This is a genomic window from Lysinibacillus sp. OL1 (assembly GCF_004332175.1).
Lineage (GTDB): Bacteria > Bacillota > Bacilli > Bacillales_A > Planococcaceae > Lysinibacillus > Lysinibacillus capsici.
This window is the reverse complement of the sequence record NZ_SJDS01000011.1, coordinates 118,712-133,731: the sequence shown is the minus strand read 5'-3', so window position 1 is coordinate 133,731 and position 15,020 is coordinate 118,712. Positions and strand designations below refer to the sequence as shown.

The following is a 15,020-nucleotide window of genomic DNA, read 5'->3' as shown; positions in this document are numbered from 1 at the left end:
GCTAAGGAGGAAGGCAGATGGGACAAATTCATGCAACAACGATATTTGCGGTTCATCATAACGGAGGCTGTGCTATGGCTGGTGATGGCCAAGTAACATTGGGAAATGCAGTTGTGATGAAGGGTACAGCAAGGAAGGTCAGACGTCTGTTTAATGGGCAGGTCCTCGCTGGTTTTGCAGGTTCAGTTGCGGATGCCTTTACACTTTTTGAAATGTTTGAAGGCAAATTAAATGAATATAATGGTAATTTGCAACGTGCAGCCGTTGAGGTAGCGAAGCAATGGCGTGGTGATAAAATGCTGCGTCAGCTCGAAGCGATGCTACTAGTAATGGATAAAACGACTTTATTACTCGTTTCGGGTACAGGAGAAGTGATTGAACCTGATGATGGTATTTTGGCCATTGGCTCTGGGGGCAATTATGCATTGTCTGCGGGTAGAGCATTAAAAAAATATGCAGGTGAAACAATGACTGCTCGTGAAATTGCTGAAGCGGCACTAGAAACAGCTGCTGAGATCTGTGTATTTACAAATCATAATATTATCGTGGAGGCGCTGAACTAATGACACAAAAAAATTTAACGCCAAGACAAATTACTGAGCATTTAGATCGTTACATTGTTGGGCAGAATGAAGCTAAGCGAGCAGTAGCTATTGCGTTACGAAACCGCTATCGTCGTTCGTTGTTAAATGAAGATATGAAGGCTGAAGTTATTCCAAAAAATATTTTGATGATTGGGCCTACTGGTGTCGGTAAAACAGAAATAGCCAGAAGGATTGCAAAGCTTACCAATGCACCTTTTGTAAAAGTTGAAGCGACAAAGTTTACCGAAGTAGGCTATGTGGGTAGAGATGTTGAATCAATGGTTCGTGACTTGGTAGAAGCTTCTCACCGTCTAGTTAAAGAAGAAATGATGGAGTCTGTCAAGGAACAAGCAGAAGAATTAGCAAATGAAGCAATCGTGAAACTTTTGGTGCCTTCTTTACGTAAAAAACAGGCGATGCAAAATCCGTTTGAAATGCTATTTGGTGGGAAAGAACAACCGACAAATGATGATTCATCAGCAGATGATGGAGAAGTTCGCTCGAAGCGTGCTCAAATTGCCATTGATTTACGCAATGGTAAGTTAGAAAATGAGTGGGTTACTGTAGAGGTAACAGAACAAAATCCATCCATTTTTGATGCCTTACAAGGAACTGGGATGGATATGTCTGCGAATAGCGGTATGCAGGATATGCTCTCTAGTTTAATGCCTAAAAAACAGAAAAAGCGCCGTGTGCAAGTAAAAGACGCGCGTCGTATTTTAACAATAGAAGAAGCAAATAAGCTGATAGATGCTGATGAAGTAGCACAGGAAGCCATTAATAGAGCTGAGCAAACGGGTATCATTTTTATTGACGAAATCGATAAAATTGCTAGTAAAGAAGGAAATACTTCGGCGAATGTCTCCCGTGAAGGAGTTCAACGTGACATTTTACCAATTGTAGAAGGTTCTACGGTTACAACAAAGTATGGTGCAGTGAAAACGGATTATATGCTGTTTGTTGCTGCTGGGGCATTTCATATGTCAAAACCATCAGACCTAATTCCCGAGTTACAAGGCCGTTTCCCAATTCGAGTAGAGCTAGAAAAATTAACAAAACAGGATTTTGTCCGTATTTTACAAGAACCAGATCAATCATTAATTTTGCAATATAAAGCACTTTTAGAGACAGAAGGCGTAGAAATTCATTTCACGACAGATGCTATTGAACGAATTGCTGAGATAGCAACTGAAGTGAATCAGGAAACAGACAATATCGGAGCTCGTCGTTTACACACGATATTAGAACGTTTACTGGAAGAACTATCGTTTGAGGCATCTGAGATTGCGCCAGCGAGTATCCCGATTAATGCGGCGTATGTGGATCAAAAACTTGCGGGAATAGTAAAAAACAAAGATTTGTCACAGTTTATACTGTAAGATAAAGCTGATTAGTATCATTCAATAGTAAAAACCTTTAGAATATTTAGTAAATACTCTTCGGATTATTTATAGGAGGAACATATAATGAATTTATTAGAAAAAACACGTAAAATTAACTCGATGCTTCAAGCTTCTGCTGGTAAGCCAGTAAACTTTAAGGAAATGGCCGATACATTAGGCGACATTATCGATAGTAATGTCTATATTTTAAGTCGTAAAGGTAAATTATTAGGTATTTCAATTCACCAACAAATTGAAAATGAACGTATGAAAAAAATGTTCGAAGAGAGACAGTTCCCAGAAGAATACACACATAGCTTATTTACGATCTCTGAAACATCATCAAATTTAGATATTAATAATGAACATACTGCTTTCCCAGTAGAAAATAAAGATTTATTCCAAAATGCTTTAACAACAATTGTACCAATCGTTGGCGGTGGTGAGCGTTTAGGCACATTAATCCTTGCTCGTTTATCTTCACAATTTGAAGATGATGATCTAATTTTAGCTGAGTATGGTGCAACGGTAGTTGGTATGGAAATTTTACGTGAAAAATCGGAAGAAATTGAAGAAGAAGCTCGTAGCAAAGCTGTCGTGCAAATGGCTATTAATTCACTTTCGTACAGTGAGTTAGAGGCAATTGAACACATTTTTGAAGAGCTTGATGGTAATGAAGGTTTACTAGTTGCTTCTAAAATTGCTGATCGAGTGGGTATTACACGCTCAGTGATCGTAAACGCATTACGTAAACTTGAATCAGCGGGTGTCATTGAATCTCGCTCTTTAGGCATGAAAGGTACTTATATTAAAGTACTAAACGATAAATTCTTAAATGCTTTAGCAGAAATTAAAATGAAATAAATACTTCTTTTAAGAAGCTAATGAAAGCGTCTATGGTAAACATAGACGCTTTTTATGTTGTTGAAAAAGACCTTTTAGAAAGGTGAGGGGTGCTTTAGGTTTCGTCATCGTCCAATCCAGAGGAGTGTACAATGAATCTGTTAGTCGAACATGAGGAAAAGTGACTTTTCAGACTAGTGATTGTAATTTTTGCTTTTAATGTAGAACGGTGGAGTAGAAGGCTAATTGATTCCCATGTGAGAAAGGGGAGACCTTAAACAGAGCAGTAGTTTTGTACTTTAAACTGAGTGAGAAAGAAGTATAGTGGCAAGCCGGTAGGGTGGAATGAAAGCTGATTTCATCTTTCGTATAATGTATTGTTTTTCAAAATAATGGTGGTGTCTATAGTAAATATAGACGCTTTTTTGTGTATTTTCGAAATTTTAGGGCACTTATTTTGTAGAGAATTAATATAAAAACATGGATATCGTTGCTTTTATCCTAAAAATGTTCGATAATTTGTCACTACAATTAGCATATAAAAAATGCTGATATGTTACTTTTGAAGAATGGTGAATAAACTTATAGTCACTGTATAAAAAATACCCCCTTAGTGGTCAATCTAGTAAAAAGGGACCTTTATTTAAAAGGGTTAAAAAAGGCGATTAACCTCATAAAAAGGCATTTTTCACAATAAAATCGTAAACACTGTCGAAATGGTGTAAAATAACTAGATGATTAATAATCTTTACTGAAGCTTAGAGACACAAAGGATGGGGAAGTTTTGTCATGGTTAAGAGGGAGAAAAAATAGGGCGTATAGACTATTAAAAAGTGACAAAAGACAATAGACACTAGGTATCATCTTAATTACAATTGTATTATTGGATAAATTAACAAGTACATAGATTTTAAATAAAATGAGGTGAACAGTTTTGAATTTATTTGGAGGAACTATTAGTAGCCTGGAAAATGGACTTTCCTATGCCACTTTAAATCATAAAACAATCGCAAATAATATCGCGAATGTCGATACACCTAATTATAAGGCGAAAAATGTTAGTTTTAAGGATATGTTGGAAGAGCAGAAGAGCATAGCTATTTCTGCATACCGCACTGATAATAGACATTATGATTTCACGTTTCGACAATCTACACCAGGTGTCAATATTGTTGAGAACTTGCGATATAGAAACAATGGGAATGCTGTAGATATGGATGCTGAGCAAGCGAAATTAGCAGAGAATCAAATTTATTATAATGCGCTAATCGATCGTGTTAATGGGAAATTAAACACATTGAATACCGTTATTAAAGGAGGTAAGTAATAGATGTCTATTTTTCATGGGATGAATACCACTGCCTCCGCATTAACAGCGCAGCGTTTACGTATGGACGTTATTTCTTCTAATATGGCTAACATGGATACAACTCGCGCTCGTCAAGTGAATGGGGAATGGGAACCATATCGACGTAAGTCCGTGACGCTGTCAGCACAAGAAGGACAATTTTCTAATTTTTTGAATATAGCACTAGGTAAAAATGCAAAAAGTGGTGTTGGTAATGGTGTGAAAATTACTCGAATCTCAGAAGATCAAGAAACACCTTTCAAACTTGTATATGACCCAACTCATCCAGATGCAAATGCAGATGGTTATGTAAACATGCCTAACGTCGATCCATTAAAAGAAATGGTTGATTTAATGTCGGCTACTCGTTCTTATGAGGCTAATATAACTGTATTTAATGCGAATAAATCCATGCTTACAAAGGCTTTAGAGATTGGTAAATAAATTTAAGTAGAAAGGAAGATACATACATGGCCATTTCGTCCATTTCGCTAATGACACCTACTCAGGTTGTAAATAACACGAATAAACTGAATGCTACACCTTATGAAGCGCAACAAAGCTTCGCGAACTCGTTAAAAGAAGCAATTGCAAAAGTAAATGATCAACAAATAACTTCTGATAAATTTACTCAGAAGCTAATTAAAGGTGAAGATGTGGAGTTGCATGAAGTGATGATTGCTTCGCAAAAGGCAAGCATTACCCTAAACGCAACAATTGAAGTTCGCAATAAGGTGATTGAAGCTTACCAAGAAATAATGCGCATGAGTGTTTAATTATATTGTAAAGATAAGAAACCTCTTTTCAATATATATTAACAACCACAATTCAGAGTGGCTCATTATGTTCGCAAATTATTGATGGCTAGGTTATTCACTATAACCGGAGGATTCATAATGAATGAACGATTGACAAAAATAAAAAACGACACCAGTCAATTTTGGACAAGTCGAAGTAAAAAGCAAAAAATAGTTATGATTGGCTCCGTGGTAGTTGTAATCGCAATAGCAGCAATTGTGACATTTTTTGCTTCCAAAACTACATATGTTCCACTTTATAAAGATTTATCAACACGGGAAATTGGACAGGTAAAGGAAGCGCTAGATTCCCAAGGTGTGACTTATCAAATTGCTCCAGGTGGAACATCTATTTTAGTGCCAGAAGAACAAGTTGACTCCTTATTAGTGCAATTAGCTTCAGAGGGATATCCACAAACAGGTTCAATCGATTACTCATTTGCTAATAGTTCAGGTTTTGGTATGACTGATAATGAATTTAACCTATTAAAAAAAGCAGCTACTGAAACTGAAATTGCTAAACTTTTCAAAAATCTGGAAGGTGTAAAAGATGCAAAAGTGATGATTACTGTTCCTGAGGAAGGTGTATTCGTAACTGATGTTCAGGGAGAGGCAACAGCATCTATCGTTTTAAATACTGATCCTGGCTATAAATTTACGGAACAGCAAATAACTACAATGTACAATTTAGTGTCAAAAAGTATTCCGAATTTAAAGACTGAAAATATCGTGATCTCTAACCAATTTTCAGAGTACTTTGATCTGAATGCAGCAACAGCTGATGGTACTTCCACAACAACAGCTGAAGGCCAGTTACAAATGAAGAAATTGGTAGAACGAGATCTACAACGTCAAGTGCAAAATATGCTTGGAACGTTGATGGGACAAGATAAAGTAATGGTTTCTGTCACAACGGATATTGATTTCAAGAAAGAAAATCGTGAAGAAAATCTTGTGACACCAGTTGATGAAGAAAATATGGAAGGTATTGCCATAAGTGCTCAGCGAATTACAGAGCAATATTCTGGTACAGGCGCAGCTGCCGCTGCTGGAACACCTGAAGCTGAAACAACTACTGATAACTTCACAACTTATAATGAAGGTACAGCAGGAAATGGTGATTACGAGCGTACGGAAGAAACGATTAATAATGATGTGAACCGTATACGTAAGGATATTCAAGAAGCTCCTTATAAAATTCAGGATATTGGGATTCAAGTAATTGTTGAACCACCGACAGCAACTGATGCAGCGTCATTACCAGACGGTGTTCGAGAAGATATTGAGAAAATTTTAAGTACAATTGTACGTACAACAATTTCCAAAGACGTAGCAGCAGAACTTACTCAAGAGCAGATCGATGAAAAAGTGGCGGTATCTGTACAACCATTATACGGTAAGGCAACAGAGGTAGCTGATGAAAAACCAATCATTCCATGGTGGGTTTGGGTTATCGGAGGTATCTTGTTAGCTGTTATCTTATTACTAGCATTCTTCATTATCCGTTCACGTAAACGTGCGAAGGAAGAAGAAGAGTTAAGTATCCTAGAAGAACAAGAAGAATTAATGGTTGATGATATTAATGAAGAAATTGAAACGGAAGCTACAATGCGTCGTAAGCAGCTAGAAAAAATGGCCAAAGATAAGCCAGACGATTTTGCAAAGTTACTGCGTAGTTGGATTGCTGAAGACTAACTAGGAGGTTCGGCTGTGTCCAAGAAAGATAAAGAATTAACCGGAAAACAAAAGGCCGCTCTCTTGTTAATTTCATTAGGGCCTGAAGTTTCAGCTTCTGTCTATAAGCATTTAACAGAGGAAGAAATTGAACGTTTAACATTAGAGATTTCAAGTGTTAAAAAAGTAGAATCAAATGTAAAAGAAGAAATTATTGAAGAATTTCACAATATTGCACTCGCGCAGGACTATATCACACAAGGTGGTATTGGCTATGCAAAAACAGTATTAGAAAAAGCACTTGGCGTAGAACAAGCACAAACAATCATCAATCGACTAACATCTTCTTTACAAGTACGCCCGTTTGATTTTGCTAGAAGAGCTGATCCAGCGCAAATTTTTAACTTTATCCAAAATGAACATCCTCAAACAATTGCCCTAATCCTCTCTTATTTAGAGGCAGGGCAAGCAGGGGTTATTTTATCTTCTTTACCACAGGAAGTACAAGCTGACATTGCTAAACGTATAGCGGTCATGGAATCGACTTCACCAGAAGTGATTAGCGAAATTGAATCTGTGTTAGAGCGTAAATTATCATCAACCGTTACGCAGGATTATACAGAAACCGGCGGTATTGATGCAGTCGTTGAAGTTTTAAATGGAGTAGATCGACAAACAGAAAAAACAATACTCGATGCACTGGAAATACAAGACCCAGAACTTGCAGAGGAAATCAAAAAACGTATGTTTGTGTTCGAGGATATTGTTACACTCGACAATCGTTCCATTCAGCGTGTTATTCGTGATTGCGAAAACGAAGACTTACTGCTTTCAATGAAGGTATCAAGTGAAGAGGTAAAAGATATTATATTCCGTAATATGTCACAACGTATGGCTGAAACATTTAAAGAAGAAATGGAAATTATGGGACCTGTACGTTTACGTGACGTAGAGGAGGCACAATCTCGAATTGTTGCTGTTATTCGTCGTCTAGAGGATGCTGGAGAGATTATTATTGCTCGTGGTGGAGGAGATGACGTCATTGTCTAGAATCATCCGTTCTATTTACACTAAATCTGATAGCGATAATGTCAAAGAAATTCAAATCCGCGATATGTTTGAAGCGATGGAAGAATACCAAGAAGAAGAGCCTCCTCAGCATCAATTAACGTTGGATGAAGTCGTGGCAGAGCGAGATCGTTTACTTACTGAAGCAAGAACTGCTTTGCAAGCTGAACGAGAGATGTTTGAACAGGAAAAGCATAGGCACTTTCAAGAGATTGAACATTTAAAGCTAAGTTGGGAGGAAGAGAGACCCAATCGTGTTCAAGAAGCTTATGATGAGGGATTTGGACAAGGCTATGAAGATGGCGTGAATAAGGCCACCGAAGCAATGGCTCAGTCACTTCAAACAGCGAACGAAATAATGATGTTAGCGAAAGAAAATGCTCAAAAATATATTGAGGATCAAGAAGCGGTAATTTTAGAGTTAGGTTTAACTGCGGCAGAAAGAATTATTGGTACTTCTTTAGAACAGGATAACGAACTATTTGTATCGATTGTGCGTAGAGGGCTGAAAGAAGCAAGAGAAATGAAGGAAATTAAAATTTATGTTTCGCCAGCTTATTATGCTTTAATTACGACCAACCGAGATGAATTAGCAGAAATGTTCCCAATAGACGTACCATTTATGATTTTTGTTAATGAAGATTTAGATAATGAGACAGATTGCTATATTGAAACAAATCATGGGCGAATTATGGTTAGCATCGATGAGCAATTAAATGCACTGAGATTAAAGTTACATGAAATATTAGAGAGTAAGGAATGATCTTGATGAAAGCGGCTCAATTAATTGAACAAATTCCGCATATCCCAACTTTTAAAAAGTTCGGTAGGGTTACTAGAGTTGTTGGCTTAATGATTGAGTCGCAAGGTCCAGATAGTTCTATAGGTGATGTCTGTAAAATTCATGTGGAAACTGTAAATCATGGACACCAGATTATTTTAGCAGAGGTCGTTGGCTTTAAAGATGAAATAGTCGTCTTGATGCCTTTTACCTCTTTACGTGAAATATCTATTGGCTGCCTTGTCGAAGGAACGGGAGCCCCACTGGAAGTAAAAGTGGGTCCTGAGTTAATCGGCAAAGTATTAGATTCTATGGGAAATCCAATTGATGGCACTCTATTACCTAAAGGTCTCATGACAGTCCCTACAGAGCAAGATCCACCAAACCCACTAACTCGTCCACCAATTAATGAAAGGCTTGAAGTGGGAGTCAAGGCAATTGACGGTATGCTAACAGTTGGAAATGGACAACGTGTTGGTATTTTCGCGGGTTCAGGGGTAGGTAAAAGTACTTTACTTGGTATGATCGCAAGAAATACACAAGCAGATTTGAATGTCATTGCGCTAATAGGTGAGCGTGGTCGTGAGGTTCGGGAATTCATCGAACGTGATTTGGGTGCTGAGGGCTTAAGTCGATCGATTGTTGTTGCAGCTACCTCTGATCAACCGGCATTAATGCGGATTAAAGGGGCATTTACAGCTACAGCAATCGCCGAATATTTTAGAAATCGAGGCTTAAATGTCATGCTGATGATGGATTCCGTGACACGTGTGGCTATGGCACAACGTGAAATTGGACTTGCCACAGGAGAACCACCAGCACAAAAAGGTTATACGCCTTCTGTTTTTGCGATATTGCCTAAATTACTAGAACGTACAGGCACTAATGAAAAGGGTTCTATAACAGCATTCTATACTGTTTTAGTAGATGGTGACGATATGAATGAGCCCATTGCGGATACTGTGCGAGGGATATTAGATGGTCATATTGTATTGGATCGAAATCTTGCCAACAAAGGGCAATATCCAGCCATAAACGTCTTGAAAAGTGTGAGTCGTTTGATGAATCATGTTGCAGAGCCAACTCATAAGAAAGCTGCTGAACGATTAAGAGAACTCTATTATACTTACGACAAATCAGAGGATTTGATCAATATTGGTGCTTATAAAAGAGGAACCTCTAAAGAAATTGATGAAGCAATTCATTATGAACCGCTCATTACTGCTTATCTTAAACAGGGTTACTTAGATAAAGTGACACTTGAAGAAAGTGTCAATGAGTTAATAACATTATCGAACGGTGGTGCGAAATAGATGGTCAGTTATGTGTATCGTTTTGAAAAAGTATTAACAATTCGCGAACAAGAAAAAAACGAAACCGAAATGGCTTATAAGGAATCTGTCCGTTCTTTTGAAGAAATAGCAACGAAATTATATGAATTGCTAAAAAAGAAAGAAGATTTAATTGCATTCCAGCAAGAGCGTTTAATGGTTGGTTCATCCATAAATGAAATCCATCATTATAGTCGTTTTATTGATAGTCTCGAAAAAACAATTGCAGATGTACAACAGAAAGTGATACAAGCTCGTGCAAAGATGAATTGGCACGAAGAAAAACTATTAGAAAAAAACTTGGAAGTACGTAAATTTGAAAAAATGAGAGAAAAGGATTTTAAGCATTTCCAACAAGAGCAAGATCGTATAGAAAGCCTTTTTTTAGATGAAATTTCATTACAAACGTATAACAAGAAAGAAATCAGGTGATTTCATGGCAAAGAAAGACAATCGATTAGCAACAGAGTTAGTAGAAGAGCAACCAAAGAAAAAATCTGGGGGCTTTCTTAAGTTTTTTACTTGGATTGTACTGCCGATTATGTTTGTAGTAGCGGTTTTGCTTGTTGTGGCAACTTTAATGAATACAAATGTCTTTGATTTAGGAAAAAAGGCAATTGGTAGTTTACCTTTTATCCCCTCAGAAGAACAACAAGCAAAGGATGCTGTCGTTAATAACGACTCTAAAATAGTGAGTTTACAGGCAGAGGTACAAGAAAAAGAAGCAGAGATTACCCAGCTTCAAAAAAAATTAGATTCAACAATAACTGAAAAAGAGAAGCTGCTGACAGAAAAGGAACAGCTTCAATTTGAAATTGAAAAATTAAATCGTGAACAAGATGATGTGAAGCGTGACTTTAACGATATTTTATCAACATTTGATAAGATGTCGCCGAAAGCTGCGGCACCTGTCTTAATCAATATGAGTGATACAGAAGCACTGAGGATTTTAACGAATTTAAAGCCAGATAAATTAGCAGCTATTTTAGAGAAAATGGATGCAAAAGATGCAGCAAAATATACGGAGCTTATGGCTAAACAGTAGGATAATTGAAAGGAGGTGAAAAATAGTGGATGTAGCAATGATGCAAATGATTAATAAAACAGTACCTACTAAAACTGCAGCAACAAAGTCAACAACAGTTGGAAACGCTGAAGGAAAAATAGACAGTACACCGAAGAAAGAAAATTTATCAAATTTTGGTTCTGTTTTTGGGCAAGTATTAACTTCTTCAACCCAAACAACCCAAACAACCCAGTCAACACAGACGTTCTCAACAAATGAACTCGAGGATTTACAAGCGTTATTAAATGCTGACTCAATGGAGGAAGTACTAGATTTACTAGGGATTTCTCACGATGATGGCTTATTAATGCTTCAGCTTGGTGAAGACGGAAAAGCAGTGGCGATGGATGAAATGCTTAATTTAGACAATATATTAAACGCATTAGGCATTAATGAAGAGCAGCTGCAAAAAATAGTTCAACAGCTACTAGGAGAAGAAAAGGAAGCAAGTGATGTTTGGGAGCTCTTAACATTAGTAGATGCTCAATCGCCGGTACTACAGGCGAATATAAGCACGGCTTTACAAGGTGAAGGTCATGTGACACCAAAAGAGGCATCACAACTTCTCCAAGTGTTGAAATTAGCGCAATTAGTAGGGCAAAAGACAGACTTAACAGCATCCCAAGAAGATCTGTTAACGACTGTGAAGAGCCTATTAACGTCATTACAAACGCAGGTAGGAACTTTGCAGGTAACAACAAAAACAACTGTTACATTGCCATTACAAGGCTTCCAGCAAGTAGTTCATCAAGTCCAAGTGATCAAACAAAGTGAAACAACTACAAATGACATGGTTACGCCACAAACTGTACAAACGAAACCAGACACATTCCATGTAACGTTACCAACGGCGAAGCCTGCTCAATCAGAAGCTTTACTAAAAGAAATGCAAGCTATTATCAATCGAGCACAGATTTCGAATGCTCAAGGTATTACACGTTTAACCATAAAATTGTATCCAGAAAATCTAGGGACGGTTCGTATTGAACTTGTACAAAATGATGGTGTCCTTACAGCCCGTTTGCTGGCTTCTACAGCTCATGGACGTGAATTACTTGATAGTCAAGCACACCAGCTAAAACAGGCATTTACTCAGCAAAATATACAAGTAGATCGCCTTGATATTGCACAATCTCTGCAAGATGCCGATCGTCAACAACGTGATCAAAGCTTCTTCAATAATTTCTTTAAACAACAGCAGGAAGAAGAACAGGATCAAAAAAGTGATGATGAAGATGAAGGAATGTCCTTTAGTGACTATTTAATAAGTGAGGAGGTGTAAAAATGGCAGATACAACTACGAAAGTGACAAATCCGGCTATAACTGATGATCTTTATTACTCAAATTATCAGAAGCCAGTGAAGCAAACAGGCAATAGTGAGCTTGGCAAAGATGCCTTTCTACAATTGTTAATTACACAATTACAGCATCAGGATCCAACGAATCCAATGGATGATCGAGAATTTATTTCTCAAATGGCGCAGTTCTCTTCTTTAGAGCAAATGCAAAATATGACAAAGGCAATGGAATCTTTACTAGCATCTCAGCAACAAACACAGATGATGAGTTATACAACTTTTATAGGCAAAGAAGTCAAATGGCATGAGATTACAGAGGGGAAAGATGAAAAAGGAAATCCTGTGGTTAATGAAGGAACAGGCGTAATTGAATCTCTTAAATTTGTAGATGGTAATGTTGTGTTCAAATTAGCTGATGGGAAAGAGATTGCTCCTGGTAATATATCTGGTATTTTAGGTGGAGCTAGCGACTCTAGTTCAAATGGCAATAATAATGTACCAGAATCTCCATTAGTGAAGGCTAGCCAATTGATTGGTAAAAATGTAACGTATAAAGACGGTGATCAAGAACTAAAAGGACGAATCGTCTCTGTTTCCAATAAAGATGGGGTCATTAATTACGTACTAGATAATGATAAAAGACTAACAGATAGAGATTTTACAGTGATTAGCGAATAAAGGTGGAGAAAAGTGATGGATAAATTTTCAATTCATCGTGTACCCTTGCATCCATCTATTCGTACCACACAACCTAAGCCAGTCAATACACAACAATCATTTAAAGCTCATTTACAGGAAGCTTCTAAACAAGAGCTAAAGGTGAGTAAGCATGCGAATGAACGTATTATTGAGCGTAAAATTAATATCACTGAACAAGAATGGCAGGTTGTATCGGATAAGGTATTTGAAGCACACTCAAAAGGTGTCAAACAACCATTAGTCTTGATGGATCAAGCAGCTTTAATTGTCAGTGCTAAAAACGCTACTGTCATTACAGCAATGGATCGCACGGAAGCAAAACAGCAGTTATTTACAAATATTGATGGCACGATTGTGCTTTAAAGGCTGGACCTTCTTACGTAAGGAAGCCTTGGTGATGCTGAGTGATAGAAGCTCACCTATATAAAACGAAGGGAGAACGAAAACATATGTTACGTTCTATGTATTCAGGTATTTCAGGTCTTAAAAACTTCCAAACAAAGCTAGATGTGATTGGTAATAATATTGCCAACGTGAACACTTATGGCTTTAAAAAAGGGCGAGTAATTTTCAAAGATTTAATGTCGCAAACACAGGCAGGTGCCTCTGGTCCGAGTTTGACAGCAGGTGGTACGAATCCTCAACAGGTAGGATTAGGTTCAAGCTTAGCAACAATTGATACTATTCATGGATCTGGATCACGCCAAACTACTGGTCGTGTTTTGGATATTGCTGTTGAGGGTGAAGGCTTCTTTATGGTTGCGAAATACAATCCAGATGGTGACGGAGAATCAGTTGCGGGAGAAAACTTTGACAGTGTAGCTTACACACGCGCTGGAAACTTCTATATGGATGAGCAAGGTTTCTTAGTAGATGCATCAGGGAACTATGTAGTTGGTATCCAAGGTTGGGAAGGAACAGCTGAAGACGATGTGGATTTACCACTTGTTGAAGATGCTGGCACGGCACTAGAATACGATTCGGAAGATTGGGACGAATTACAAACTGAAGTAACAGGGACCCGAATCCGAATCCCGACAGATGCACAATCAATGTCTATAAGTACGGATGGTAAAGTTACATTCGTAGATAGTGAAGGGCTTAAATTTGCTGGTCAAATTGTAATGGCTAAATTTCCGAATGCTGAAGGTTTAACAAAAGAAGGGAATAACTACTTCCAAGAAAGTGCAAACTCTGGAGCAGTTCAAATAGGTGTAGGTAATACATTTGGTATCGGTAAAGCTGTTTCAGGTGCTCTTGAAATGTCGAACGTAGACCTTTCAGAGGAATTTACTGAGATGATTGTGGCACAACGTGGTTTCCAAGCAAATACGCGTATCATCACAACATCTGATGAAATATTACAAGAGCTAGTAAACTTAAAACGATAATAATATAGTCCTTTCAAAACGGACGTTTTAACAAACATATTTTCATATGAGGGAGGGTCGGGCCGGCTCTCATGCTAGACCCGGCCCTAATTCATGATTGAACTAACACGTCTAAATGGCAAAGCATTTACATTAAATGCTTTATACATAGAAACAGTCGAATCATTTCCAGATACGACTATTACATTAACAACTGGAACAAAATTAATTGTTTTAGAGAGTGAAGAAGAGGTGCGACAAAAGGTAACTGCCTTTTATAACAATATACAAATACTATCCAACCCGCATCTACGAGGTGAAGAAGATGAAGAATAATAAAATGCTAACAATGATTATTATTTTACTAGTAGCAGTCATTTTGATTGGGGTTATTTTGTTTGTATTGCTTACGCAATTTAATAAATCCACAGGAGCTGTTGAGCCGTCCATTGATGAGATTGTAGAGGCAACAGTGGAGATACCAGAGATCACGACAAATCTTGCAGATAAAAGAGTTGTTCGCTTGTCATTGAAAATTCAAACGACAAGCAAGGAAGCGGGTGCAGAGTTAACAAAGCGCGTTTTCCAAGTGCAAAATATCGCCATTCAAGAGCTTTCTGAAATGGAGCAAAAGGACTTAGAAGGTAAGCAAGGGAAACAAATTTTCCAAAAATCATTAAAAACAAGATTAAATGAGTTGATGCAAGAGGGAGAAGTCCAGGAAGTATATTTTACCTCCTTCATTACTCAATAAAACAGAAACTGCTTGAATTGGAGG

At 37.6% G+C, this 15,020-nt stretch carries 18 protein-coding genes; all 18 read left to right on the top strand.

Going from position 1 to position 15,020, the window contains the following annotated elements; all coding sequences use genetic code 11:
- Positions 1-17: 17 nt before the first annotated feature.
- Complete coding sequence (gene hslV, locus EW028_RS18680) at positions 18-563, top strand: ATP-dependent protease subunit HslV (protein ID WP_004229270.1); 546 nt, start codon at positions 18-20, stop codon at positions 561-563.
- Positions 563-1,963, top strand: coding sequence for an ATP-dependent protease ATPase subunit HslU (gene hslU / locus EW028_RS18675; RefSeq protein WP_004229268.1), 1,401 nt, complete (start codon positions 563-565; stop codon positions 1,961-1,963). The genes hslV and hslU overlap by 1 nt, the downstream gene beginning before the upstream one ends.
- A gap of 87 nt (positions 1,964-2,050) precedes the next feature.
- Entirely contained in the window at positions 2,051-2,830 is a 780-nt protein-coding gene (codY, locus tag EW028_RS18670; protein WP_004229266.1) for a GTP-sensing pleiotropic transcriptional regulator CodY, read from the top strand.
- Between the two features lie 913 nt (positions 2,831-3,743).
- Complete coding sequence (gene flgB / locus EW028_RS18665) at positions 3,744-4,136, top strand: flagellar basal body rod protein FlgB (protein ID WP_048391621.1); 393 nt, start codon at positions 3,744-3,746, stop codon at positions 4,134-4,136.
- Positions 4,137-4,139: 3 nt separating this feature from the next.
- Complete coding sequence (flgC, locus tag EW028_RS18660) at positions 4,140-4,601, top strand: flagellar basal body rod protein FlgC (protein ID WP_054550512.1); 462 nt, start codon at positions 4,140-4,142, stop codon at positions 4,599-4,601.
- Between the two features lie 26 nt (positions 4,602-4,627).
- Positions 4,628-4,933, top strand: a complete 306-nt coding sequence (gene fliE, locus EW028_RS18655) for a flagellar hook-basal body complex protein FliE (protein WP_004269303.1) — start codon at positions 4,628-4,630, stop codon at positions 4,931-4,933.
- Positions 4,934-5,053: 120 nt separating this feature from the next.
- Entirely contained in the window at positions 5,054-6,649 is a 1,596-nt protein-coding gene (gene fliF / locus EW028_RS18650; RefSeq protein ID WP_131521904.1) for a flagellar basal-body MS-ring/collar protein FliF, read from the top strand.
- A 15-nt stretch (positions 6,650-6,664) separates the two neighbouring features.
- Positions 6,665-7,678, top strand: coding sequence for a flagellar motor switch protein FliG (gene fliG, locus EW028_RS18645; protein WP_008180783.1), 1,014 nt, complete (start codon positions 6,665-6,667; stop codon positions 7,676-7,678).
- Positions 7,671-8,459, top strand: a complete 789-nt coding sequence (fliH, locus tag EW028_RS18640; protein WP_131521903.1) for a flagellar assembly protein FliH — start codon at positions 7,671-7,673, stop codon at positions 8,457-8,459. The genes fliG and fliH overlap by 8 nt, the downstream gene beginning before the upstream one ends.
- Positions 8,460-8,464: 5 nt before the next feature.
- Complete coding sequence (fliI, locus tag EW028_RS18635; RefSeq protein WP_066037836.1) at positions 8,465-9,790, top strand: flagellar protein export ATPase FliI; 1,326 nt, start codon at positions 8,465-8,467, stop codon at positions 9,788-9,790.
- Complete coding sequence (gene fliJ, locus EW028_RS18630; protein ID WP_131521902.1) at positions 9,791-10,240, top strand: flagellar export protein FliJ; 450 nt, start codon at positions 9,791-9,793, stop codon at positions 10,238-10,240.
- A 4-nt stretch (positions 10,241-10,244) separates the two neighbouring features.
- On the top strand, positions 10,245-10,853 hold the full coding sequence (locus tag EW028_RS18625; RefSeq protein ID WP_009371153.1) for a MotE family protein: 609 nt from the start codon (positions 10,245-10,247) through the stop codon (positions 10,851-10,853).
- A gap of 25 nt (positions 10,854-10,878) precedes the next feature.
- A complete protein-coding gene (locus EW028_RS18620) occupies positions 10,879-12,156 on the top strand; it encodes a flagellar hook-length control protein FliK (protein WP_131521901.1) in 1,278 nt (425 codons plus the stop codon).
- Positions 12,157-12,158: 2 nt separating this feature from the next.
- The gene (gene flgD / locus EW028_RS18615; RefSeq protein ID WP_131521900.1) at positions 12,159-12,851 is read left to right on the top strand and encodes a flagellar hook assembly protein FlgD; all 693 of its coding nucleotides are present in this window, start codon (positions 12,159-12,161) and stop codon (positions 12,849-12,851) included.
- 15 nt (positions 12,852-12,866) lie between these two features.
- Entirely contained in the window at positions 12,867-13,235 is a 369-nt protein-coding gene (locus EW028_RS18610; RefSeq protein WP_131521899.1) for a TIGR02530 family flagellar biosynthesis protein, read from the top strand.
- Between the two features lie 86 nt (positions 13,236-13,321).
- On the top strand, positions 13,322-14,263 hold the full coding sequence (flgG, locus tag EW028_RS18605) for a flagellar basal body rod protein FlgG (RefSeq protein ID WP_131521898.1): 942 nt from the start codon (positions 13,322-13,324) through the stop codon (positions 14,261-14,263).
- A 93-nt stretch (positions 14,264-14,356) separates the two neighbouring features.
- Positions 14,357-14,578: a flagellar FlbD family protein gene (locus EW028_RS18600; RefSeq protein ID WP_016994570.1), complete on the top strand. Its 222-nt coding sequence runs from the start codon at positions 14,357-14,359 to the stop codon at positions 14,576-14,578.
- Entirely contained in the window at positions 14,568-14,996 is a 429-nt protein-coding gene (fliL, locus tag EW028_RS18595; protein ID WP_131521897.1) for a flagellar basal body-associated protein FliL, read from the top strand. The genes EW028_RS18600 and fliL overlap by 11 nt, the downstream gene beginning before the upstream one ends.
- Positions 14,997-15,020 lie beyond the last annotated feature (24 nt).

What these genes read in the sequence shown, in the direction of transcription:
- fliL (WP_131521897.1), top strand. Translation starts at nt 14,568, where the DNA reads ATGAAGAATAATAAAATGCTAACAATGATTATTATTTTACTAGTAGCA.
- hslV (WP_004229270.1), top strand. Translation starts at nt 18, where the DNA reads ATGGGACAAATTCATGCAACAACGATATTTGCGGTTCATCATAACGGA.
- fliF (WP_131521904.1), top strand. Translation starts at nt 5,054, where the DNA reads ATGAATGAACGATTGACAAAAATAAAAAACGACACCAGTCAATTTTGG.
- flgD (WP_131521900.1), top strand. Translation starts at nt 12,159, where the DNA reads ATGGCAGATACAACTACGAAAGTGACAAATCCGGCTATAACTGATGAT.
- fliI (WP_066037836.1), top strand. Translation starts at nt 8,465, where the DNA reads ATGAAAGCGGCTCAATTAATTGAACAAATTCCGCATATCCCAACTTTT.
- EW028_RS18625 (WP_009371153.1), top strand. Translation starts at nt 10,245, where the DNA reads ATGGCAAAGAAAGACAATCGATTAGCAACAGAGTTAGTAGAAGAGCAA.
- fliE (WP_004269303.1), top strand. Translation starts at nt 4,628, where the DNA reads ATGGCCATTTCGTCCATTTCGCTAATGACACCTACTCAGGTTGTAAAT.
- flgC (WP_054550512.1), top strand. Translation starts at nt 4,140, where the DNA reads ATGTCTATTTTTCATGGGATGAATACCACTGCCTCCGCATTAACAGCG.
- flgG (WP_131521898.1), top strand. Translation starts at nt 13,322, where the DNA reads ATGTTACGTTCTATGTATTCAGGTATTTCAGGTCTTAAAAACTTCCAA.
- fliJ (WP_131521902.1), top strand. Translation starts at nt 9,791, where the DNA reads ATGGTCAGTTATGTGTATCGTTTTGAAAAAGTATTAACAATTCGCGAA.
- EW028_RS18600 (WP_016994570.1), top strand. Translation starts at nt 14,357, where the DNA reads ATGATTGAACTAACACGTCTAAATGGCAAAGCATTTACATTAAATGCT.
- codY (WP_004229266.1), top strand. Translation starts at nt 2,051, where the DNA reads ATGAATTTATTAGAAAAAACACGTAAAATTAACTCGATGCTTCAAGCT.
- EW028_RS18610 (WP_131521899.1), top strand. Translation starts at nt 12,867, where the DNA reads ATGGATAAATTTTCAATTCATCGTGTACCCTTGCATCCATCTATTCGT.
- hslU (WP_004229268.1), top strand. Translation starts at nt 563, where the DNA reads ATGACACAAAAAAATTTAACGCCAAGACAAATTACTGAGCATTTAGAT.